We start from the raw sequence: 20,287 nt of genomic DNA, 5'->3' as shown, positions 1-20,287 counted from the left end.
GAGATAGCATAGTTGCATGGATCAGGCACCTCACCTTCACGAAACTCACCCGCAGATCGTCAAGCGTCTGAAGCGCGCCGATGGTCATCTGCGCAGCGTCATCGAGATGATCGAGGCCGGCCGCTCCTGCCTCGATATCGCCCAGCAACTCCACGCCGTTGAGAAGGCCATCGCGCAGGCCAAGAAGACGCTGATCCAGGACCACCTCGACCATTGCCTTGAGGAAGTGGTGGGGCCGCTGGCTCGCGACCGGCGGCGGTCCATCGACGAGTTCAAGGAAATAGCGAAGTATCTGTGATGTTGGCGATCCTCAAGAACCGCACCTATCGCCACCTCTTTCTCGCGCAGGTCATCGCGCTGGTCGGGACGGGCCTTACAACCGTGGCGCTCGGCCTGCTCGCCTTCGAACTGGCGGGCGAGAACGCGGGAGCGGTGCTCGGGACGGCGCTCGCCATCAAGATGATCGCCTATGTGACAGTCGCGCCCATTGCGTCGGCCTTCGCCGAACGGGTGCCGCGCCGCGCCATGCTGGTCGCGCTCGACCTTATCCGCGCGGCCGTGGCGGTCCTGCTGCCCTTCGTCACCGAAATCTGGCAGGTCTATGTGCTGATCTTCGTGCTGCAATCGGCCTCGGCCGCCTTCACGCCGACCTTTCAGGCGACGATCCCCGATATTCTGCCCGACGAGAAGGAATACACACGCGCCCTCTCGCTCTCCCGGCTCGCCTACGATCTGGAAAGCGTCGTCAGTCCGATGCTGGCGGCAGCACTGCTCGCTTTCATCTCTTTCCACAATCTGTTCGCCGGCACGGTGGTCGGCTTCCTGATATCGGCGGCGCTGGTCGTGTCGGTCGTGCTGCCCAGCCCGAAGCCGTCGAAGCCGCGAGGCATCTACGACCGCACGACACGCGGCATCCGCATCTATCTGGCGACGCCGCGCCTGCGCGGGCTGCTCGCCATCAACCTTGCCGTCGCGTCGGCGGGCGCGCTGGTGATCGTCAATACCGTGGTCTACGTGCAGGCGGCCTTCGGGCTGGACAATCAGGCGACGGCGCTTGCGCTCGCGGCTTTCGGCGGCGGCTCGATGATCGCCGCGCTGGCCTTGCCGAAGCTGCTGGAATCGGTGCCCGACCGCACCGCCATGCTGGCGGGGGCGTCGCTTCTGGCGGTAGGGACGCTGGCGGCTGCCGTGCTGCCCGGATATGGCTGGCTGCTGCCGCTTTGGTTCGTGCTCGGTCTCGGCTATTCGACCGCGCAGACGCCATCCGGCCGGCTGCTGCGACGGTCGGCCAATCCCGAGGACCGCCCGGCGCTATTCGCTGCGCAGTTTGCGCTTTCCCATGCCTGCTGGCTGATCGCCTATCCGCTCGCCGGCTGGGCCGGCGCGGCGCTCGGCCTACCGCTCACGGCGATCATACTCGCCGCCGTTGCCGCCGTCGCGATTGGCATCGGCTATGCTGTCTGGCCGGCGGACGATCCCGAGGTCATGGAGCATAGCCATGACGATCTCCCGGCCAACCATCCGCATCTTGCGGAGGCTGGGCACGGGCGTCGCCACGCTCATGCCTATGTGATCGACGATACGCACCTCGCATGGCCGCGCGAGCGCTGACCGGAAACGTGGAAGACCTGATCTCGCTCGCCGGGTTGTTCGCGGTCGCCTTCGTCGCCGCCACAATCCTTCCGGCTCAATCCGAAGCTGCTCTGGTCGGGTTGCTCGTCATCGGCAAGCAATCGCCCGCCCTGCTGGTCATCGTCGCGACCATCGGCAACGTACTCGGCTCCGTCACCAACTGGCTGCTCGGCCGCTGGGTCGAGCGTTACCGTCATCGGCGCTGGTTCCCGGTCAGCGAACAGGCCCTCGACCGTGCAACCGGCTGGTATAGGCGATGGGGCCGCTGGAGCCTGCTCCTGAGCTGGGCTCCGATCGGCGGCGATGCGCTCACCGTGGCCGCCGGGGTGCTGCGCGAGCCGTTCTGGAGCTTCCTGCTGCTCGTGACGATCGCGAAGGCCGGACGCTATCTCGTGCTGACGGCGATCACGTTGGGGCTGCTGTGATGTGGCAGTTCTACCAGCAACTCGTCGCGCTCCAGCGTGAAATATACCTCGCCTTCGCGGACAGGATCGGATCGTTCGCTTCGACCGGCGACTGGTCGGAGTTGGCCGTCTACCTGCCTATGGGCATCCTGTTCGGTGCAGCGCATGCCCTGACGCCCGGTCATAGCAAGGCGGTGCTTGCCACCTACCTTGCCGGGTCCACCACTTCCATCCGGCGTGCGCTTGCAACCTCGCTGGCGCTCTCCTTCACACATGTCACGATGTCGGTCTTGATCGTGCTCCTATCTTTGCCGCTGATCCGGTTCGGGTTCGGAGCCGAAGCGGGCCGCGCGCCGGTGCTTGAGCAGATCAGTCGCATTCTTCTGATAGTGGTCGGCATCTGGATGATCGTCACGGCCATTCGGCCAAAGCGTCAACAGGAGCACCACGCCAGTCCGGCCTTCGGTGCAATGGCCGGTTTGATCCCGTGCCCACTGACCCTGTTCGTCATGACCTTCGCGGTGTCCCGCAACGTGCCAGAGGCAGGCATTGCATTCGCCGTTGTTATGATGGCGGGCGTAGCCCTCACGTTATCGTCGGTAGCGATTGCAGCACTGGTCTTCAAAGGGAGTCTTCTCAGCCTGCTGACCGAAAGACCACACCTGATGGAGCGTGCTAGTCGGAGCGTGCTGGCAGTCAGCGGTGTCGCCCTGACGGTGCTGGCGGCGGCCGACATAATGCCGTAGAGCCGATGAGGCGTACGCGGTTTGGCTGACGGCACCCAATTTCACGTCGGCTTTCGCCGGGTTCGGACCAAAAGCTGCTCGTCAGCTTCGCGCCTCCTGTGGCCATTCTCGTCTCAATTTATAGGGCTATAGCGTAGGTGTAGTTCTCCGTTTCTTCGTCTTCGGCCCGCCAAACGCAGCCTGGTCCGCCCCGCAGACATGCTCCCCAGACCTTGAACGCGCGCGGCATTTTTATTAGTTAGTGAGCAGTCACTCATTAGGGGCCTCAAAATGGTCCGAAAGACTGCCGCCGCCCGCAAGGCCGAGATTGTCGCCACCATGCTGCGCCTGGCCGACGAGCTGGGGCCCGACCGGTTGACGACGCAGGCCGTCGCCGATGCCGTCGGGCTGACGCAGCCCGGGGTGTTCCGGCATTTCGCGACCAAACAGGCATTGTGGCAGGCCGTCGCCGAAGCGATCGACGCGACGATGAGCCGGGCATGGCGGGCCGCGCTTGCCGAGAGCGCCGCGCCGCTGGACCGGCTTGCCCTGTTGGTGCGGACCCAATTGCGGCAGATCGAGAGCCATCCTGCGATCCCGGCCATTTTGCACTCGCGCGAGCTGCAGAGCGAAAACGCCGCGCTGCGCGACCGTTTCCGCTCGCTGATGATGCGCTTTCAGGCCCTGCTTAGGGCCGAGCTGACCGCGGCGCGCGAGGCGGGCCTGATCCGCGGCGACGTGGACCCCAATGACGGGGCGATCCTGCTGATCTCGCTGGTGCAGGGACTGGCGATCCGCTGGGCGCTCGGCAATCGCCTGTTCGCGCTGGAAACCGAAGGGGCGCGGCTGCTCGATGCCCAGCTGACATTGTTTCGCCTCACGGCATCGCAGGAGCCCGCACCATGACACGAGGTGGATTTTTCTGGTTGCTGGCCCTGGCTGGGGCCGCCGCGATCGGTGCCGCCGGATATCTGTTTCTCACCGAACGTCCCCTCGCCGTTCCCGTCGCCGCAGTCGAGCGCGACGTGGCGGTGCGGGTCTATGGCCTCGGCTCGGTCGAGGCGCGCATCGTCTCGCGGATCGGATTCGAGGTCGGCGCGGCCCTGACCGAGCTTGCCGTCGACAGCGGCGACGCGGTCGGCCGGGGACAGATCCTGGCCCGGCTGCACACCGCCGAGCAGCAGGCGCGCGTCGTGCGCGCCGAGGCCGCGGTGGAGGCCGCCGGCGCCACATCGAGCAAGGCGGCGGCGAATGTGGTGCGGGCGCGGGCCGTGCTGGCGCAGCGCAGATCCACCAACGATCGCCGACAGGCGCTGGCCGAACGCAGCGCGATCTCGGCGCAGTCCGCCGAAGAGGCACAGCGCGACGTCGATGTGGCCGCCGCCGATCTGGCCGTCGCCGAAAGCGAGGTAAAGGTCGCGCAGGCGCAGCGTGCCGACGCCGAGGCCGCGCTGCTTTATGAACGGACGCTGCTTGATCATCACGTGCTGCGCGCGCCGTTCGATGCGGTCGTCGTCACGCGGCATGCCGAGGCGGGCACGGTGGTGCGCGCCGGCGAACCGATCTTCACGCTGATGGACCCCGGCACCGTCTGGACGCTGGCCTATATCGACGAGGCGCGCGCCGGTTCGATCGCCGTCGGCCAGCCGGCGGAGGTGCGCTTGCGGTCGCTGCCGCACGAGGTCTTCACCGGCACGGTCGCGCGGATCGGCATCGAAAGCGACCGCGTGAACGAGGAACGGCGCGTGTGGATCGCCTGCGGCCGCTGCCCGGCCGAAATTTTTCTGGGCGAGCAGGCCGAGGTCGCGATCACCGTCGCGACCCTGCCCGAGGCGTTGCTGGTGCCCGAGGTCGCCATCAGCGGTTTCGACGGCCATCGAGGCCGCGTGTGGATCGTGCAGGACGGACGGCTGGCGGAGACCGAAATGATCTTCGGTCACCGGACCGAGAACGCAAAAGCTGAAATCGTCTCAGGCCTGCCGGAGGGCGCCAAGGTCGTCGCGGCTCCTTTTAAGGGTTTGTCGGAGGGGCGGATGGCCCGCGTCACGGGGGACGCGCCATGAACCTCGCCTACCGGGATGTGCGCCACAATCTGTTTCGTTTCCTGCTGACCTGCCTCGGCCTCAGCCTGCTGATGGCGGTCGTGCTGGCGATGATCGGCATCTACAACGGGCTGGTGGCCGACGCGCTGAACATCGTGAAGGCGCCGCAGGCCGATCTGTGGGTCGTCGAAGCCGGAACACAGGGGCCGTTCGCGGAAGCCTCGAAAATCCCCGGCAGCACCCGCGACGCGGTCGCCCGCCTGCACGGCGTCGCCGAGGCGGGCAGCATCACCTACCAGACGGTCGAGGCCGACCATGCCGGCGAGACGCTGCGCCTCTACGTCATCGGCTTCGAGCCCGGCCACCCCGGCGGGCCGCAGACGATCACGCACGGGCGCGGCATCACCCGGACCCATTTTGAACTGGTTGCCGACCGCAAGACCGGCCTTAATATCGGTGATCGGATCCGCCTCGGGCGGGATAGTTTTGCGGTGGTCGGCCTGGTCGAGGATGTGATGAACTCCGCCGGCGATCCGGCAGCCTTCATCACCCTGTCCGACGCACAGACCCTGCAGTCGCAACTGGCCCCGCCGGCCCAGCGGGTTCAGACCGCGCGCGGCGCAGGGCTGCTGGAAAGCACCGATACCGTGGCGGCGGTGATCGCCCGGATCGAGCCGACCGCCGATCCGCAAGACGTGGCACAGACAGTGAGACAGTGGAAACATCTGGGCGCCCTAACGCAGGCACAACAGGAACAGATCCTGATCGGTTCGGTCGTGGATCGGGCCAAGCGGCAGATCGGCCTGTTCCTCGGCATCCTGCTGACGGTCTCGGCGGTGGTGATCGCCCTGATCATCTACACGATGACGATGGAAAAACTGAAGCAGATCGCCACGCTGAAGCTGATCGGCGCCCCGGATCGCACCATTATCGGCCTGATCGTGCAGCAATCCCTGGCGCTCGGGATGATCGGGTGGAGCTTCGGCCTGATCCTGATCCTGCTCATCAAGGATTATTTCCCCCGCCGCGTGGTGCTGGAGCCGGTGAACGCGGCAGCGCTGGCAGGCATCATCGTCGTGGTCTGCATCGCGGCCAGCGGTCTTGGCGTGCGGGCGGCGCTGAAGGTCGATCCCGCAACGGCGATCGGTGGCTGAGCCATGGACCCGCTTCGCGAGCCCCTGGTCGAGATCGCCGGCGTCTCCAAACATTTCGGCGCGGGCGCGACGCGCGTCGATGCGCTGCGCAACATCGACCTGACCGTGCGTCGGGGCGAGGTGGTGGCGTTGCTCGGCCCCTCGGGGTCGGGCAAGACGACGCTGCTGAACGTTATCGGCTGCATCATCGCCCCCACCGAAGGCCGGGTGACGCTGGATGGAGAGGTGGTGTTCGACAACCACTGGCTGCGCGGCGACCTGCGCCGGCTGCGGCTCGACAAGATCGGCTTCATCTTCCAGTTCCACAATCTGCTGCCGTTCCTCAACGCGCGCGACAACGTCGCCCTGGTGTTGACACTCGCAGGAAAACCGGCGGCCGTGGCACAGGCACGTGCTGCCGAACTGCTCGACTATCTGGAGGTCGGCCACCGCGCCGCGGCCATGCCGGCGCTTCTGTCGGGCGGCGAAGCCCAGCGCGTGGCCATCGCCCGCGCCCTCGCCAACAGGCCGCGCATCATCCTGGCGGACGAGCCGACCGCCGCGCTCGATAGCAAACGTGCGGGGATCGTCATGGACCTGTTGCGCAAGCTGGCCGCCGAACACGACGCCTGCATCGTCGCCGTTACCCACGACGAGAAAATCTATGACCGGTTCGACCGGCTGTTCCATCTGCGCGACGGCATCCTGCAATCCCAAAAGGAAAAAGAGACGTGAAGGCGCAGTCGTCGGGAAAATGGCCGATCAGGACCGCGGCGGGCGTTGCGGTGGCGTTCGGCGCGCTGACGATCGTTTCGGGCGGTTGGGTGCTGTTCGGCGGCACGGCCGCACAGGAAGCTGCGGGCAACGTGGTGCCGTTCGTGCTGTGGTTCAATTTTCTGTCGGGTTTCGCCTATGTCCTTGCCGGTGTCGGCATCGCCATGAAACGACGATGGGCGCCCCTGCTGGCCGTGGCCCTGGCTGCAGCTATCGGCATAGTGTTCGCGCTGTTCGGCCTGTATGTGTTTCAGGGCGGTGCGTTCGAGACCCGGACGATCGGCGCAATGAGCCTGCGTCTGGTCGTCTGGAGCCTGATCGCGGCCGTTGCTATGCGGCATGTTCCCACCAAGCATTCGGCTGGTGGCTGAGCGCAATGCCTCACAACGCGCGCTCGCAAGGGAGCGGCCGCGACCGCGCCTGGCCCCTTTCTCGCTGCGCCGAACCTGCAATGCCGGCCAAAGCTGCTATGAAGGGCGCCTGCTGATTCCCTGACTTGAAGACCATGACCGCCGACGCCCTTTCGATCCTCAAATCCGTCTACGGTTACGACGCCTTCCGAGGCCTGCAGGCGCGCATCGTCGAGCATGTCATCGCCGGCGGAAACGCCTTCGTGCTGATGCCGACAGGCGGCGGAAAGTCGCTGTGCTACCAGATCCCGGCCATCGCGCGGCCTGGCATGGGCCTTATCGTGTCGCCACTGCTGGCGCTGATGGCCGACCAGGTCGCCGCGCTACGGCAGGCCGGCGTGCGCGCGGCGGCGCTCAATTCGGACCTGCCGGCCGACGCGCGCAGCGCGCTGTGGCGCGACATTCGCGACGGCGCGGTGGACCTGCTCTATATCGCGCCCGAGACGCTGCTGCGGCCGGAAATCCTCCAGCGTCTCGAAGACACGCGCCTGTCGCTGATTGCCATCGACGAAGCGCATTGCCTGTCGCAATGGGGGCACGATTTCCGCCCCGCCTACCGTCAACTCGACGCGCTGGTGCGTCAGTTTCTGGGCACGCCGCGCATGGCGCTGACGGCGACGGCCGACGAACCGACGCGCGCGGAGATCCTCGCCCATCTCGACATCGCCGAGGCCAACGCCTTCATCGCCGGCTTCGACCGGCCCAATATCCGCTACGCCATCGAGGAGAAGGACAATCCGCGCGCGCAGCTGAAGGATTTTCTCAAGCGCCACGCCGGCGAGAGCGGCATCGTCTACTGCCTGTCCAAGCGCAAGACCGACGAGACCGCCGCCTGGCTCAGGGACCAGGGCCATGACGCGCTCGCCTATCACGCCGGCATGGACAAGGCGGCGCGCGAGGCAAACCAGGCGCGCTTTCAGCACGGCGAGGCGGTGATCATGGTCGCCACCATCGCCTTCGGCATGGGCATCGACAAGCCCGACGTGCGTTTCGTCGCTCATATCGACCTGCCGGGCAGTATCGAGGCCTATTATCAGGAGACCGGCCGCGCCGGCCGCGACGGCCTGCCCGCCGAGGCGCTGATGCTCTACGGGTCCGACGACATCGCGCTGCGCAGCCGCTTCATCGAAGGCTCGGACGCGCCCGAACCACGCAAGCGCGTTGAGCGCGGCAAGCTGGACGCGCTGCTCGGCCTGACGGAAACCGCCGGCTGCCGCCGACAGGCGCTTCTGGCCTATTTCGGCGACACGGGCGCGCCGTGCGGCAATTGCGACACCTGCGCCGAGCCGCCAAAACTGTTCGACGGCACCATCGCCGCGCAGAAGGCGCTGTCGTGCATCTACCGCACCGGCGAACGGTTCGGGCAGGCCTATGTCGTCGACGTGCTGCTGGGGACGGAGAGCGATCGCATCGCCCAGTTCGGCCACGACCGCATCTCCACCTTCGGGATCGGCACCGAACACGACAAGCGCACATGGCGGGCGGTCCTGCGCCAGCTGATCGCCTTGCGCCTGGTCGACGTCGACCTTGCCGGTCACGGCGGCCTGTCGATCGCCCCGGCCGGCCGCGATTTTCTGCGCGACAAGCCCACGCTGATGCTGCGCGTGCCCGCCCCGCCGCGCGCGCGGCGCCGCGGCGCTGTTGGTGGTGCCGCCCGGCCGGCGATCTCCGAAGCCGACCAGGCGCTGTTCGAGGCGCTGCGGAAAAAGCGCATGGAGATCGCGCGCACGCAGAACGTGCCGCCCTATGTGATCTTCCACGACAAGACGCTGATCGAGCTCGCGGCCGCAAAGCCGTCGTCGCGCACGGAAATGGCGAGCGTGCCCGGCGTCGGCGAAGCCAAGCTCGACCGCTACGGCCCGGCCTTTCTGAGCGTCATCGCACAGCACGGTTGACCGGGGCCGCCGCACGCGGTTCAGCCCGTCCTGCGCGACGCCGTCCAGCGCGCCTAGCCGGCGGCCTTTCTTGGACGTGCCGGCTCCCTTCGTGCGATCCGCCTTGCGCCTTCCAGCGCAAGGCCCGCCATCAGCCCCCAGAAGGCGGCGCCGATGCCCAGCAGTGTCAGTCCCGATGCCGTCACGACGAAGGTCACGATGGCGGCAAAGGCGTCGTCGGTGGTCGAGACGGCCGCCGACAGCGCGCCGATGAACGGCCCCGTCAGGGCAAGGCCGGCAAGGATCAGGATCAGTTCGGCCGGAAACGCGGCGAAGAGCGCGACCACCGACGCGGCAACGGCCGCCAGCACGATGTAACCGCCGGCATAGACGAGCCCGCCCAGCCAGCGGCGGGCGGGATCGGGATGGGCGTCGGGCCCTGTGCAGATCGAGGCGGTGATGGCGGCAAGCGACGTGGTATGGGCGCCGAACGGAGCGCTCACAAGCGAGGCCAGCCCGGTGACGCCCAGGATCGACCGGACGGGCGGATCGTAGCCGTCGGCGCGCAGCACCGCGAAGCCCGGCAGGTTCTGCGAGGCCATGGTGACGATGTAGAGCGGAAGCGCCAGCCCGATCAGCGCCGCGGCATCGAAGCGCGGCGTGGTCCAGACGAACTCCGACAGCACCGGCGCCGGCAGCGGATCGTTCAGACCGAAGGCGAGCGCCGTGCCGAAGCCGGCGACAAGCGCGCCGATCACCGCCCAGCTCGGCGACCACAGCCGGACCGTCACGAAGATCGCGATCATCGGCACGCCGATCAGCGGCAGCGTGGCCGAGCGGGTCACCGCGCCAAGAACGAAGTCGAACAGCACGCCCGCCAAGACGGCGGTCGCGAGCGAGGTCGGGATGCGGCGCACCAGGTCGCCCAGCGGGCGGACCAGCGCTGTCAGCAGGATCAGAATTGCGCAGGCTGCAAACGCGCCGACGGCCTCGGCGAAGCCGATGCCCGACGAGGTGGCGACCAGCGCCGCGCCCGGGGTCGACCAGGCCAGCACGATCGGCATTCGGTGGCGCGTGCTGAGATAGCCCGATGCGATCGCCTTCGCCAGACAGACCGCCGCGAGCCAGGACGAGGTGGCGGCGGGCGACGCGCCGACCGCCTCGGCGGCGGCGATGACGATGGCGACCGAACCGCCGAAACCGACGATGACGGCCACCAGGGCCGAGACTATGAGGGACAGGCGCATGGCGCTCCTTCGCGTCCATTTTCGTAATGTTGGATACAATTTTATGATCTGGATATTAAGTCAACTGTGGATTATGTGTACCGAGGCGGGTCGAAGGGCGGAGCACGCCATGAGGGACGGACAGCAGCGCGGCGCACAGGCCGGCGAGATCGCGGCAAGGCTGCGCGACGAGATCGTCTCGGGCGCGATCGAGGGCGGCGCGCGGCTCGGTCAGGACGCGCTCGCCGCGCGGTTCGGCGTCAGCCGCATGCCCGTACGCGAGGCCTTGCGCCTTCTGGAAGCGCAGGGGCTGGTCGATGTGCCGCCCAACCGCTCGGCCATCGTCGCGCGGCTGAGCAGGGACGATCTTCTCGACATTTTCGACATGCGTGCCAGCGCCGAGCCGCTGGCTCTCGGGCTCGCCCTGCCGCACCTGACCAACGCGCAGATCGACCGCGCCGCCGGGATCCAGCGCGACATCGAGGCGGCGCCGCTCGACCGGTTCGGCGACCTCAATGCCGAATTCCACCGAACGCTGCATGCGCCCTGCGGCCGGCCGCGTCTGCTCGCCCATATCGACAGCCTGAACGCGCTCGCCGACCGCTATCTGCGGCTCGCCATCGGCACGATGGACCATCAGGGCCCGTCCGACGCCGAACACCGGGAACTGCTGGACGCCTGCCGCGCCCGCGACGAGGCCAGCGCCCGCGCGGTCCTGATGGCCCATATCGTCCGAGCGCGCGATACGCTCGCGGCGGCTTTCGAAAATCGAACGCCGCAATCCGGCAAGCCCGGCAAAGGAACGTGAATGGCGAACGCAAAGAGCACCGACGCCTGGCATCAGCACCGCAGGCGGCGCCGATGAACGCACCGTCGGTCCCTGCATTGGGCAGCGTGTTGCTGGTTGCCATAGCGGCCGCGCTTTGGGGCACGGTCGGCGTCGCCTCGAAGCTTCTTTACGGCACGGTCGAGATTTCGCCGGTCTTCGTCGGCTTCGTGCGGCTGGCGCTTGCCGCGCCGCTGCTGCTGGTCCTGTCGCTGGCCACGGTCGGCCGGCGCACCTTCGCCTTCGCCGGCCGCGAACTGGGCGCCATCCTGATGATCGGCGTCTCGATGGCGCTCTACCAGCTTTTTTACTTCACCGCCGTCGCCACCACCGGGGTCGCCATCGCCACGCTGGTAACGATCTGCACCGCGCCCTTGATGGTGGCGCTGCTCGCCGGCGGTTTTCTGGGCGAGCGTCTGACCGCGCCGATCATCGGTGCGCTGGCCATCGGCATCGCCGGCACCGCCATGCTCGTCGGTGTGCCCTCCGACGTCGGGGTGACGCAGGCCGCCGTCCTGGCCGGCACGGCCTGGGCGCTCGGTTCGGCGGCGAGCTTCGCCGTCTTCACCCTGTTCAGCCGCGTGCTGGCGCCGCGCCATCACCCGTTCACGCTGATCGGCATCGGCCTTGGCGCCGGCGCGCTGATGCTGCTGCCCGTCGCCCTGCTCACTATACCCGCGTCGGTCTCGACAGACGGAATGTGGCTGTTGCTCTATATCGGGCTGGTGCCGACCGGGTTTGCCTATATCGTCTTCTTTGCCGGCATGAAGCGTGCCGGCGCAACAGTCGCCAGCATCGCCGCGCTGACCGAGCCGCTGACGGCGACGCTGCTGGCCTGGCTCATGTTCGACGAGCGGCTCGGCGCCCTCGGTCTCTTGGGCGCGGCCCTGCTCGTTGCCGCGATGGTGTTGCTGACGCGCGCATCGCGCTGAGGCCCTGCCCACAGGGCGAAATCTTAGCGCCGTTCGTGCCGGCCCGCCTGCGCGATCAGCCAATCGCGCACACGGCGCACCGGCTGCGAAAGATGCCGCGTGTCGGGCACCAGCATGAAATAGCGCTCGCGGCTGGCCATCACCGGTTCGGGCAGGCGCACGAGCGTACCAGATCGAAGCGCCTCGTGGCAGATCACATCATCGCCGATGGCAATCCCGATGCCGCGCATCGCCGCATCGACGCACAGGTGCGAGCGGTTGAAGTAAAGGTGTCCGGCCGCGTCGTCGAGCGACAGGCCGAGTGCCTCGAAACAGCGCCGCCACCAGAAGATACCGCGCTCGTGGATCAGCCGATGCACCAGGAAGAAGGCCGGATCGTCGAGCGCCGGGCCTTTTTCGATCAGCGCCGGCGCGGCGACCGGAAAGCCGTCGAAATCCAGAAACGGCTCGGTGCGAAAGCCCGTGCACTGCGCCGGCCCCCAGGTCAACGCCAGATCGGCGTCGCCAAGCACCGCGCGCGGCGGGTCGGGCCGCACGCGGATGTCGAGATGAACGTTGAGTTCGACCAGCGCCGCCTCCGTCAGCAGCGGCATCAGCCAGCGTGTGGCAAGATCGGACTCGATATCGAGCACCACCGTGCGACGACCGACGCGGCGGCGCAGACGCCCGGTGTCGATCTCCAGCGCCGACAGCGAATCGGCCACGGTGCGGGCAAGCAGGCTGCCCTCGCCGGTCAGCACGACATGGCGGGCATGGCGCTCGAACAGGGCGACGCCCAGTTCACTCTCCAGGTTGCGCACCTGTCGGCTGACGGCGGCATGGCTGACGCCGAGCTCGTCGGCGGCGCGGGCGAAGCTGCCCTGTCGGGCGGCGGCGTCGAAGGCGCGCAGGGCGTTGAGATTGGGAAGTTTGCGCATGCCCCAGCGTAACAAAAACGTACGCTGGAGCAAGAATCCATCGCTTGAGCTTTATCCCTGCTTTCTCTTGTGTGCATGCACACAATCGGAGCGCCGCGGACATGACGTCATCCAGGATCGAAGCCACCAGCATCATCGCCGCCCTTGTTTTCGGCGTGCTGATCTACGGGCTGGCCATGGGCACGACCTATCCGCTGCTCGGCGTCGTCTTGTCCGGTCAGGTTTCGGACGCCCTCAACGGCCTCAATGCGTCCGCCACGGGCCTCGGCCTGGTCGCGGGGGTTCTTGTCATGCCGCCGGTGGCCCGCCGCGTCGGCGCCGGCACGACCGCGATGGTCGGCGTGGGCGTGATGACGGCCGCACTCGTGGTGCTCGCCTGTGTCCGGGATTTCTGGACCGTCTTTTTCGCCCGCATGGTGCTCGGGATCGGCGCCAATCTGATGTTCATCGTCGCCGAAGCCGCGCTCAATACCTTTGCCGACCCGGCACGTCGCGGCCGGGTCATGGGGCTTTACAGCACGGCCGTGGCGGTTGGCTTCGTGCTCGGTCCGGCGGTCGTCGCCGCCCTGCCCGACCGGCCGCTGCCGATCCTGGCCGCCTGCGCCCTCATCACCGCGCTCGCGGCACTGCCGTTCGCCCGCGCGCGGCAACCGGTCGATATGGCGGTCCGGCCCGCTTCGGCGCGCGGCATCCTGCCGGCGGTCATCGGCTATCCGTCCGCTTTCGCCTTCGTCTTCATCGGCTCGTCAATCGACGCGGTGGCGATCAGCCTTTTGCCGGTGATCACGCTCGGTCAGGGATTTTCGCTGCAACAGGGGGCGCTGTTCGTCACCGTTTTCCATGTCGGCCTTCTGGTCGGACAGCCGGTCGTCGGCTTCGCGCTCGACCGTATCGGCCGGCGCCGCAGCGTGCTTGTCTGCGGCGCGCTGTCGCTTGCCTGCACGCTTGCCATCGCAATCGGCGGACCACTCGGCTTCTGGCCCGTCGCCGCGTTGATGCTGATCTGGGGCGGCGCCAATTACGGGCTCTACACGGCGGGGCTCGCGCTGATCGGCGACCGGTTCGCCGGCGAGGCGCTGACGGCAGCCACGATCGCCTTCGCCGCCGTCTATGCCATCGCCTCGACGATCGCTCCCGCGCTCGCCGGCGGGACGACGACATTGCTGGGCGCAGCCGGTTTTTACGCCCTCGTCGCAGGCATCTATCTTACGGCGACGCTTATCGGCGCCATCGCCTTCCGGCCCGCCGAGCCGACCCTTGCCGGCCAAGAGGCCGAAGCGCAGTGCGATTGAGCGGTCTATCGGTGCGGGCCGTCACGACAGGGCCTTTTTGCCCTGACGGTGCCGCGCATCGGCGATGGCGGGCGAGACGAACCGGATCATCGCCACCAGGCCGACCAGCGCCAGCGGCAGGCTGCCAAAAAACACCCAGCGGGCCGGCGGCAGGAACGCTTCAGCCGTGTCCGCCTGCGCGAAGCCGGTCGCATTGGCGATGATGCCGATATAGGCCGCGCCGAGCGCATAGCCGAGTCGCTGCACCGTGGGGATCGCACCGGAGATGCGTTCGGTCTCGGCGGGGTCGGAAAGCGTCGTCACCCGGCGCAGGACGAAGGTCCAGGCGATACCGAATCCGCCGCCCTCAAGGATCGCGACGAGCGCGATCAACCAGACCGGGCCGGCCGGCACGGCGAGCGCGAACCCGGCGATGCTCGCCACCACCATCGCCATGCCCACGGCTATGTATTTGGGGTCGTGGCGCGGATCGGCACCAGACACGAGGATCGCGAACACCGTCCAGCCGACCGCCGAACAGGCGACCAGATAGCCGGCGACGATCGCCGACGCCCCATGGATGGCGACGACCAGCAAAGGGCCGTAGGCGGTAATCGCGATGGTCGCCGCCGACATCGCCAACACCATGGTGAGCGCGCTGGCATGAGCCGTTCCGAGACCGAACGGCACCGACGGCAGCAGCCGGTCGGGTCCGGCGCGCCCGTCGAGGACGAGAAAGACGATCAGCAAAGCCGTGCCGGCGGCGATGAAGGTCGGCGTCGCCACCGGATCGATATCGATGCCGGCATAGGCAACGGCGACCACGCCGGCTGCCAGAACGGCAAGCCGGAGCAGTGGCACATTATTCGACAGCTCCGCCGCCGGCGGCCGTGCCCCGAGCCTGGCCACCAGTCCGATCCACAGCGCAAGCGCCAGCGCCTGCGCGGCGAAAAAGACGAACCCGGCCCGCCAACTGGCATATTCGACGAACAGTCCGCCGATCAGGGGACCGAGAAAGGACGATACGCCCCACAGCGCCGAGATCGCCGCCATGGCCCGCGCCATCAGCCGCTTGGGGAACAGGATGGAGACAGCGACGAAGGACAGCGCCATCAAACCGCCGCCGCCGAGCCCTTGCAGGAGACGGCCGGCGAGCAGCGCCGGCATGGTCGGCGCAAACGCGCTGACAAGGCAGCCGATGGCGAACAGGAGGCCGGCAAGCGTCATCGGCAGGCGCAAGCCGGAGCGCAGGACCAGGAAACCGCCGGTGGCGCCGGCAACGATGGAGCCGATCTCGTAAAGCGCCACCGACCAGGCGACCAGCGCCCCGCCACCGATCTCGGCGACGATCGCCGGCAGCATGGTCGCCACGATCAGCCCGTCGGCGGCGTGCAGCCAGACGCCGAGGCACACCAGCGCCAGCGCCGGCGCATGATCGCGCGTCAGGACCTCGGACCAGGTGACGCGGCTGTGGGAGGCGTGTTCGGCCATTGACGGCGGCCTTTCGGTCGATATTATATAAAGTGATTACTTTCTAAAAAGAGACCGATGTCAAGGCCGACCGACGAACGACTGCTCTATCTGATCAAGAGTCGGGGTCCGGTGACCGCCCGGGATGCCGGGGCGGCGCTCGCCATGACGCCGGCCGGCGCGCAGCAATGGTTCGCCAAACTGGCCGAGGCCGGCCTTGTCGCGCCGGAGGATCGCCGGCACGGGCGCGGCCGCCCCCTGCGCTACTGGGCGCTGACGGAACACGGCCATCGACGCTTCCCAGACCGCCATTCGGACCTGACGCTGGATATGCTGGCCTCGACCAGGGCCGTGTTCGGTGCCGACGGGCTCGAGCGGCTGATCGCCCATCGCGAGGCGCAAACGCTTTCCAAGTACGAAGCGGCGATGGCCGGCTGCGCGACGCTTCAAGCGCGCGTGGCGAAACTCGCCGCGTTGCGCAGCGCCGAGGGCTACATGGCCGACTGGCAGCGGACGGACGATGGCGGCTTCGTGCTGGTCGAAAACCATTGCCCGATCTGCGCGGCGGCCGCCGCCTGTCAGGGCCTGTGCCGATCGGAACTGGCGATCTTCCGCGCCGTTCTCGGCCCCGGCGCCACGGTAGAGCGCACCGAGCACGTGCTCGACGGCGCCCGCCGCTGCGCCTATGCGATCGGCCACGCCAGCCAACCCGCCGAAGTGTAAGCAAGACTGTCCGGCGCGGCCGTGCATTCGTCCCGTCCCGGGCCTGATGGAAGCGGCTATCCTCATGCGGCGACCAGCGCCAGCCCGACCGAGGCGAGCAGCATCAGCGCGAACGCGATATTGGCCGCGCGGCCGATTCTCGGATGGCGCAGGAGCCGCGAGAAACTCGCGCCGAAGGCCAGCCAGGCGGTGTTCACGATGACGATGACGAGGGCGAGCGCCACGAGCTTTGCGCCCGTATCCGCGCCGAGATGGCCCGGAACCAGCGTTTGGCTGGCATAGACCGCGCCGATGGCGGCAAAGGCCTTCGGATTGGCGAGCGCCAGCAGAAAGCCCGGCACGAAGGCGGGTGCGCTGGCGCCGTCAAGGGCTGCCCGTCCGACCGGGGCCGTCGCGATCTTCCAGGCGAGATAGACGATATAGGCCGCCGCGATCCCGGTCAGCACCACCACGAACTCCGGCCGCGCCAGGATCAGCGCGGTGACGCCGGTTGCGATCATCAAGAGCACCCCGGTCGTGCCGGCGACGATGCCGGCGAGATAGGGCAGGCCCGGCCGGAAGCCGTAGGCGGTGCCGATCCCGGCAAGACTGAGCGTTGCCGGGCCAGGGCTGCCCATCAGCGGGAAAGCGGCGAGCCAGAGCAGGCCGAGCGCGTTTGCAAGATGCGGCAGATCCTCCATCATCGGACCATGATCGCCGCCGCGCTTCCCCCTGTCTTGAACGATCGTGCGCCATGACCGGCCCCGGCGCCGGCCTGATCCGCTCCCGCCCCGTCGCGACCGGTCTGGAGATCGTCGAGACGGCGGGCCTGAGAACCGGCTACCGCCCCCACCGCCATGACAGCTACGTCATCGGCACGACGGCGCACGGCGTGCAACGCTTCCGCTACCGGGGCGAAGAGCGCCACGCTTTGGCCGGCCAGGCCTTCATCCTCCATCCCGACGAGAGGCATGACGGGCGGCCCGGAACGGAGGACGGCTATGGCTATCGCGCGCTCCACATCGCGCCCCGGCTTATCGCGGAGGCCAGCGGGCTGGGCCCGCTGCCCTTCGTCGCCAGCCCCGTCCTGACCGATGCCGGGTTGATCCAAGCGATCGGCGCCCTGATCGAGGCGCGTGTTGATGCACCATCGGACACGGCCCTCGTCAGCGCGCTCGCCGATCTCACCGCCGCTCTGGAGCGCCTTGCCGGCCGGCCGCGACGCAAGACGCCCATCGCCAAGGAGACGCTGCGCCGCATCAAGGTCGAGCTCGACGACACGCCCGGCGCCGCCGTCTCCATGTCGGCGCTCGAGGCCGCATACGGTCTCAGCCGTTTTGCGATCGCGCGCCAGTTCCGCCGGGTCTACGGCGTCAGCCCGATGCGTTACGGCCTGATGCGGCGGCTCGATGTGGCGAAACGGCGGATCCTTGCGGGCGAAAGCCTGGCCGATGCGGCGCTCGCCGCCGGGTTCAGCGACCAGAGCCACATGACGCGGCACTTCCTGCGGGCCTTCGGCATGACGCCCGGACGCTGGCAGGCGCTCCACGAGAGCCGGTGAGCCCAGGGCCTCTGCCCGGTTGGCCGGCCTGCACCACGGCCGGCAGCGAGGTTCCAGCCCGTCGCCATGAAAAAACTTAGCTAATCGACAAAGTGTTCGTTGTGCGCCGAAGCAATCGATGATAGTTAGCATCATGGCTAAGCATCATCAGGAACTCTCGCTGCTCTTCCATGCGCTGAGCGATCCGACCCGTCGATCGATCCTGACCCGACTGGCCGAAGGGCCCGCCCGGGTCACGGATTTGTCAGAACCCACGGGCCTGCGCCTGCCCACGGTGATGCGGCACATTTCGGTGCTCGAGGAGGCCGGACTGATCACCACCGCCAAGGACGGGCGGATACGCACCTGCGCCATCGTGCCGGAAGCGCTCGACCCGGTTCGCTCCTGGCTCGACCAGCAGCGGGCCATGTGGGAAGCCCGGCTCGACCGGCTGGAGGCATTTGCGATCAAGGCAATGAAGGACCGTACGCAATGACATCGAAACCGAACCCTCACGGCATGATCCCAGCGCGCGATCCCCTGCCGGGCCGCTTCGCGACACTCACTTTCGAGCGGGACGTGGCCGCGCCCTTGTCCGTGCTGTGGCAGGCCTGGACGGTTCCGGCGGCGCGGGCGATCTGGGCCGCCCCCACGCCCGCCGTCACCGTGGAATTCCTGGAAGCCGACACCCGGGTGGGCGGACGCGAAGTTTCGCTGTGCAAGGTCGCGGGCGAGCCCGACATACGCTGTGAATGCGGCTGGCTGGATCTGGAGCCGGCGGTGCGCAGCGTGAACTACGAGGTGATCTCATCACGCGGCGTGACGCAATCGGTGGCTTTGGTGACGGCCGATTTTTCCGGCACCGACGAGGGCAGCCGTGTGGTCGTTACCGTGCAGCTTTCCGCCCTCGCAGAGGATATCGAAGCGGGGTACCGGCAGGGTTTCGATGCGGCCCTTGCCAATCTCGACGGCGTGGCCGGGCGCACCATGGTGCTGCAGCGCACGATCGAGGCGCCGCGAGCCGTCGTCTGGAACAGCTGGATGCACCCCGATGCGCTGCCGCAATGGTGGGGTCCGGACGGGTTTTCCTGCCGCACGCGGAGGATCGATCTGCGAACCGGCGGCGACTGGGTTTTTGACATGATCGCGCCGGATGGAACGGTTTTTCCCAACCATCATCGTTATGGCGAGGTGCGACCGGAGGAAAGGATCGGCTACACACTGTTGTGGGGCGAGAACGGGCCGAAACACGCCGACGCCTGGGTCGCGTTCGAAGACCAGGACGGGGCGACCGCGGTGACCCTCGGCATGGTGTTCTCCACCGAGGCGGAATTTCAGCAAGCAAAAGGCTTCGGCGCCATCGAACTTGGCCTGCAGACGCTGGGCAAGCTGGAGCGCTTCATCGCGTCCCGACCGGGCACTGCGGCCTAGCACATACGATCGGGGTTCTCTTCCCGGAGCAGCGGCGGGACGTCGGTTCCTCCCTTCCGAACCGCCGGCCGCGGGCCGGAACGCCGGTTCGGCTCAGGTCGGCGAACCCTGTTTGGCGGCCTCCCGCAACCAGCCGGCCAATGAGGCGACATCCGGATTGGCGAGGCTGCCGGGCGGAAAAGCCAGATAATATCCGTACTCCTCGAGCATGTGCGGCGACAGGCGCTGCAACAGTCCCGCGGCCAATTCGGCCTCGACGAAGCGATCGAACAGGGCGATGCCCTGGCCGTCGATGACGGCCTGAACACGCACGTTCGGATCGCGGATCGTCAACGTCGTCGCCCTGTCGTCAAGCGAAAGCCCGGCAACCGCAAACCAGTCCCGCCAGGCGCGGCTGTCGTCGCGGTCGTGCAAAAGCGGCAACCGCGTCAGCACGCGCGCCGGCTCGTCGGTGCCGAGCGCGTCCAGGACCTTTGGCGCCACCGCCGGAAAGGCGGGACACGAAAACAGGCGCTCGCTGGCCATGTCGGTCCATTCCCCCCTGCCCCAGCGAATGGCAATGTCGATCCCATCGCGCTGGAGATGGTGGAGGTCGATCGTCGGCTGGAGACGCAGGCGGATCGCCGGATGGGTGTGCAGGAAATCCATCAGCCTGGACGACAGCCATCGCGACGCCAGATAGGTCGACAGGCCGAGCGTCACCGAGCGACGTCCGTCGGCGCGCAGGCCATCTATCTGCCGGTCGATGGCGCCGAAGGCCACGCGCGCCACGTCGAACAACGCCTCCCCCTTTTCCGTGAGCATGACGCCACGCGGCATACGTTCAAAGACTTTAAACCCGAGCTGATCTTCCAGCGTGCGCAATTGATGGCTGACCGCCCCCTTGGTCAGCCCCAGATCGGCGGCAGCGGATGTAAAAGAGCCTTCGATCGCCACCGTGACGAAGGTGCGCAGCGCGTCGTAGTGCCTGAACCGCAT

General features: G+C 67.6%; 22 protein-coding genes. 17 read left to right on the top strand and 5 right to left on the bottom strand.

Going from position 1 to position 20,287, the window contains the following annotated elements; all coding sequences use genetic code 11:
* Positions 1 to 16 precede the first annotated feature (16 nt).
* From C7T96_RS01155 to recQ, 10 genes are all read left to right on the top strand, one after another.
* Entirely contained in the window at positions 17 to 298 is a 282-nt protein-coding gene (locus C7T96_RS01155; RefSeq protein ID WP_106569340.1) for a metal-sensing transcriptional repressor, read from the top strand.
* The gene (locus C7T96_RS01150) at positions 298 to 1,611 is read left to right on the top strand and encodes an MFS transporter (RefSeq protein ID WP_106569339.1); all 1,314 of its coding nucleotides are present in this window, start codon (positions 298 to 300) and stop codon (positions 1,609 to 1,611) included. Before C7T96_RS01155 ends, C7T96_RS01150 begins: the two co-directional genes overlap by 1 nt.
* Positions 1,593 to 2,057 carry a YqaA family protein gene (locus C7T96_RS01145; protein ID WP_106569338.1) on the top strand — a complete coding sequence of 155 codons (465 nt, stop codon included), beginning with the start codon at positions 1,593 to 1,595 and terminating at the stop codon, positions 2,055 to 2,057. The genes C7T96_RS01150 and C7T96_RS01145 overlap by 19 nt, the downstream gene beginning before the upstream one ends.
* Positions 2,057 to 2,782 (top strand): ABC transporter permease, encoded by a 726-nt coding sequence (locus tag C7T96_RS01140; protein ID WP_106569337.1) that lies wholly within the window; start codon positions 2,057 to 2,059, stop codon positions 2,780 to 2,782. Before C7T96_RS01145 ends, C7T96_RS01140 begins: the two co-directional genes overlap by 1 nt.
* A 318-nt stretch (positions 2,783 to 3,100) precedes the next feature.
* The gene (locus C7T96_RS01135; RefSeq protein WP_245414033.1) at positions 3,101 to 3,667 is read left to right on the top strand and encodes a TetR family transcriptional regulator; all 567 of its coding nucleotides are present in this window, start codon (positions 3,101 to 3,103) and stop codon (positions 3,665 to 3,667) included.
* Complete coding sequence (locus C7T96_RS01130; RefSeq protein ID WP_106569335.1) at positions 3,664 to 4,824, top strand: efflux RND transporter periplasmic adaptor subunit; 1,161 nt, start codon at positions 3,664 to 3,666, stop codon at positions 4,822 to 4,824. Before C7T96_RS01135 ends, C7T96_RS01130 begins: the two co-directional genes overlap by 4 nt.
* The gene (locus C7T96_RS01125) at positions 4,821 to 5,957 is read left to right on the top strand and encodes an ABC transporter permease (protein WP_106569334.1); all 1,137 of its coding nucleotides are present in this window, start codon (positions 4,821 to 4,823) and stop codon (positions 5,955 to 5,957) included. Before C7T96_RS01130 ends, C7T96_RS01125 begins: the two co-directional genes overlap by 4 nt.
* A gap of 3 nt (positions 5,958 to 5,960) precedes the next feature.
* The gene (locus tag C7T96_RS01120; protein ID WP_106569333.1) at positions 5,961 to 6,671 is read left to right on the top strand and encodes an ABC transporter ATP-binding protein; all 711 of its coding nucleotides are present in this window, start codon (positions 5,961 to 5,963) and stop codon (positions 6,669 to 6,671) included.
* Positions 6,668 to 7,081, top strand: coding sequence for a hypothetical protein (locus tag C7T96_RS01115; RefSeq protein WP_106569332.1), 414 nt, complete (start codon positions 6,668 to 6,670; stop codon positions 7,079 to 7,081). The genes C7T96_RS01120 and C7T96_RS01115 overlap by 4 nt, the downstream gene beginning before the upstream one ends.
* 134 nt (positions 7,082 to 7,215) lie before the next feature.
* On the top strand, positions 7,216 to 9,015 hold the full coding sequence (gene recQ / locus C7T96_RS01110) for a DNA helicase RecQ (RefSeq protein WP_106569331.1): 1,800 nt from the start codon (positions 7,216 to 7,218) through the stop codon (positions 9,013 to 9,015).
* Between the two features lie 53 nt (positions 9,016 to 9,068).
* Here recQ and C7T96_RS01105 read toward each other — a convergent pair whose 3' ends face one another.
* Positions 9,069 to 10,280, bottom strand: coding sequence for a benzoate/H(+) symporter BenE family transporter (locus tag C7T96_RS01105; RefSeq protein ID WP_280951709.1), 1,212 nt, complete (start codon positions 10,278 to 10,280; stop codon positions 9,069 to 9,071).
* A 70-nt stretch (positions 10,281 to 10,350) separates the two neighbouring features.
* Here C7T96_RS01105 and C7T96_RS01100 point away from each other — a divergent pair, with 70 nt between their 5' ends.
* Positions 10,351 to 11,028, top strand: a complete 678-nt coding sequence (locus C7T96_RS01100) for a GntR family transcriptional regulator (protein ID WP_106569329.1) — start codon at positions 10,351 to 10,353, stop codon at positions 11,026 to 11,028.
* A 53-nt stretch (positions 11,029 to 11,081) separates the two neighbouring features.
* Positions 11,082 to 11,978, top strand: a complete 897-nt coding sequence (locus tag C7T96_RS01095; RefSeq protein WP_106569933.1) for a DMT family transporter — start codon at positions 11,082 to 11,084, stop codon at positions 11,976 to 11,978.
* Between the two features lie 23 nt (positions 11,979 to 12,001).
* Here C7T96_RS01095 and C7T96_RS01090 read toward each other — a convergent pair whose 3' ends face one another.
* Positions 12,002 to 12,895: a LysR family transcriptional regulator gene (locus C7T96_RS01090; protein ID WP_106569328.1), complete on the bottom strand. Its 894-nt coding sequence runs from the start codon at positions 12,893 to 12,895 to the stop codon at positions 12,002 to 12,004.
* 101 nt (positions 12,896 to 12,996) lie between these two features.
* Here C7T96_RS01090 and C7T96_RS01085 point away from each other — a divergent pair, with 101 nt between their 5' ends.
* Positions 12,997 to 14,187, top strand: coding sequence for an MFS transporter (locus C7T96_RS01085; protein WP_106569327.1), 1,191 nt, complete (start codon positions 12,997 to 12,999; stop codon positions 14,185 to 14,187).
* Positions 14,188 to 14,208: 21 nt separating this feature from the next.
* Here the strand turns inward: C7T96_RS01085 and C7T96_RS01080 are convergent, their stop codons facing one another.
* Positions 14,209 to 15,657: an MFS transporter gene (locus C7T96_RS01080; RefSeq protein ID WP_106569326.1), complete on the bottom strand. Its 1,449-nt coding sequence runs from the start codon at positions 15,655 to 15,657 to the stop codon at positions 14,209 to 14,211.
* 57 nt (positions 15,658 to 15,714) lie between these two features.
* Here C7T96_RS01080 and C7T96_RS01075 point away from each other — a divergent pair, with 57 nt between their 5' ends.
* Positions 15,715 to 16,359, top strand: coding sequence for a metalloregulator ArsR/SmtB family transcription factor (locus C7T96_RS01075; protein WP_106569325.1), 645 nt, complete (start codon positions 15,715 to 15,717; stop codon positions 16,357 to 16,359).
* A gap of 62 nt (positions 16,360 to 16,421) precedes the next feature.
* Here C7T96_RS01075 and C7T96_RS01070 read toward each other — a convergent pair whose 3' ends face one another.
* A complete protein-coding gene (locus tag C7T96_RS01070) occupies positions 16,422 to 17,042 on the bottom strand; it encodes a LysE family translocator (RefSeq protein ID WP_245414032.1) in 621 nt (206 codons plus the stop codon).
* A 50-nt stretch (positions 17,043 to 17,092) separates the two neighbouring features.
* Between C7T96_RS01070 and C7T96_RS01065 the strand changes: the two genes are divergently transcribed.
* The 3 genes from C7T96_RS01065 (at position 17,093) to C7T96_RS01055 (ending at position 19,309) form a co-directional block, all read left to right on the top strand.
* On the top strand, positions 17,093 to 17,899 hold the full coding sequence (locus C7T96_RS01065) for an AraC family transcriptional regulator (RefSeq protein WP_106569324.1): 807 nt from the start codon (positions 17,093 to 17,095) through the stop codon (positions 17,897 to 17,899).
* A gap of 133 nt (positions 17,900 to 18,032) precedes the next feature.
* Positions 18,033 to 18,374: a metalloregulator ArsR/SmtB family transcription factor gene (locus C7T96_RS01060; protein ID WP_199190387.1), complete on the top strand. Its 342-nt coding sequence runs from the start codon at positions 18,033 to 18,035 to the stop codon at positions 18,372 to 18,374.
* On the top strand, positions 18,371 to 19,309 hold the full coding sequence (locus tag C7T96_RS01055) for an SRPBCC domain-containing protein (protein WP_106569322.1): 939 nt from the start codon (positions 18,371 to 18,373) through the stop codon (positions 19,307 to 19,309). Before C7T96_RS01060 ends, C7T96_RS01055 begins: the two co-directional genes overlap by 4 nt.
* Positions 19,310 to 19,402: 93 nt before the next feature.
* On the opposite strand, the gene C7T96_RS01050 is transcribed toward C7T96_RS01055, so the two are convergent.
* Positions 19,403 to 20,287 carry a LysR substrate-binding domain-containing protein gene (locus C7T96_RS01050; protein ID WP_106569321.1) on the bottom strand — a complete coding sequence of 295 codons (885 nt, stop codon included), beginning with the start codon at positions 20,285 to 20,287 and terminating at the stop codon, positions 19,403 to 19,405.

This window comes from Nitratireductor sp. StC3 (assembly GCF_003015025.1).
In the GTDB taxonomy this organism is placed as follows: domain Bacteria; phylum Pseudomonadota; class Alphaproteobacteria; order Rhizobiales; family Rhizobiaceae; genus Mangrovimarina; species Mangrovimarina alexandrii.
Note: the sequence above shows the minus strand (reverse complement) of the source record. Positions and strands in the feature narration are given on the sequence as shown.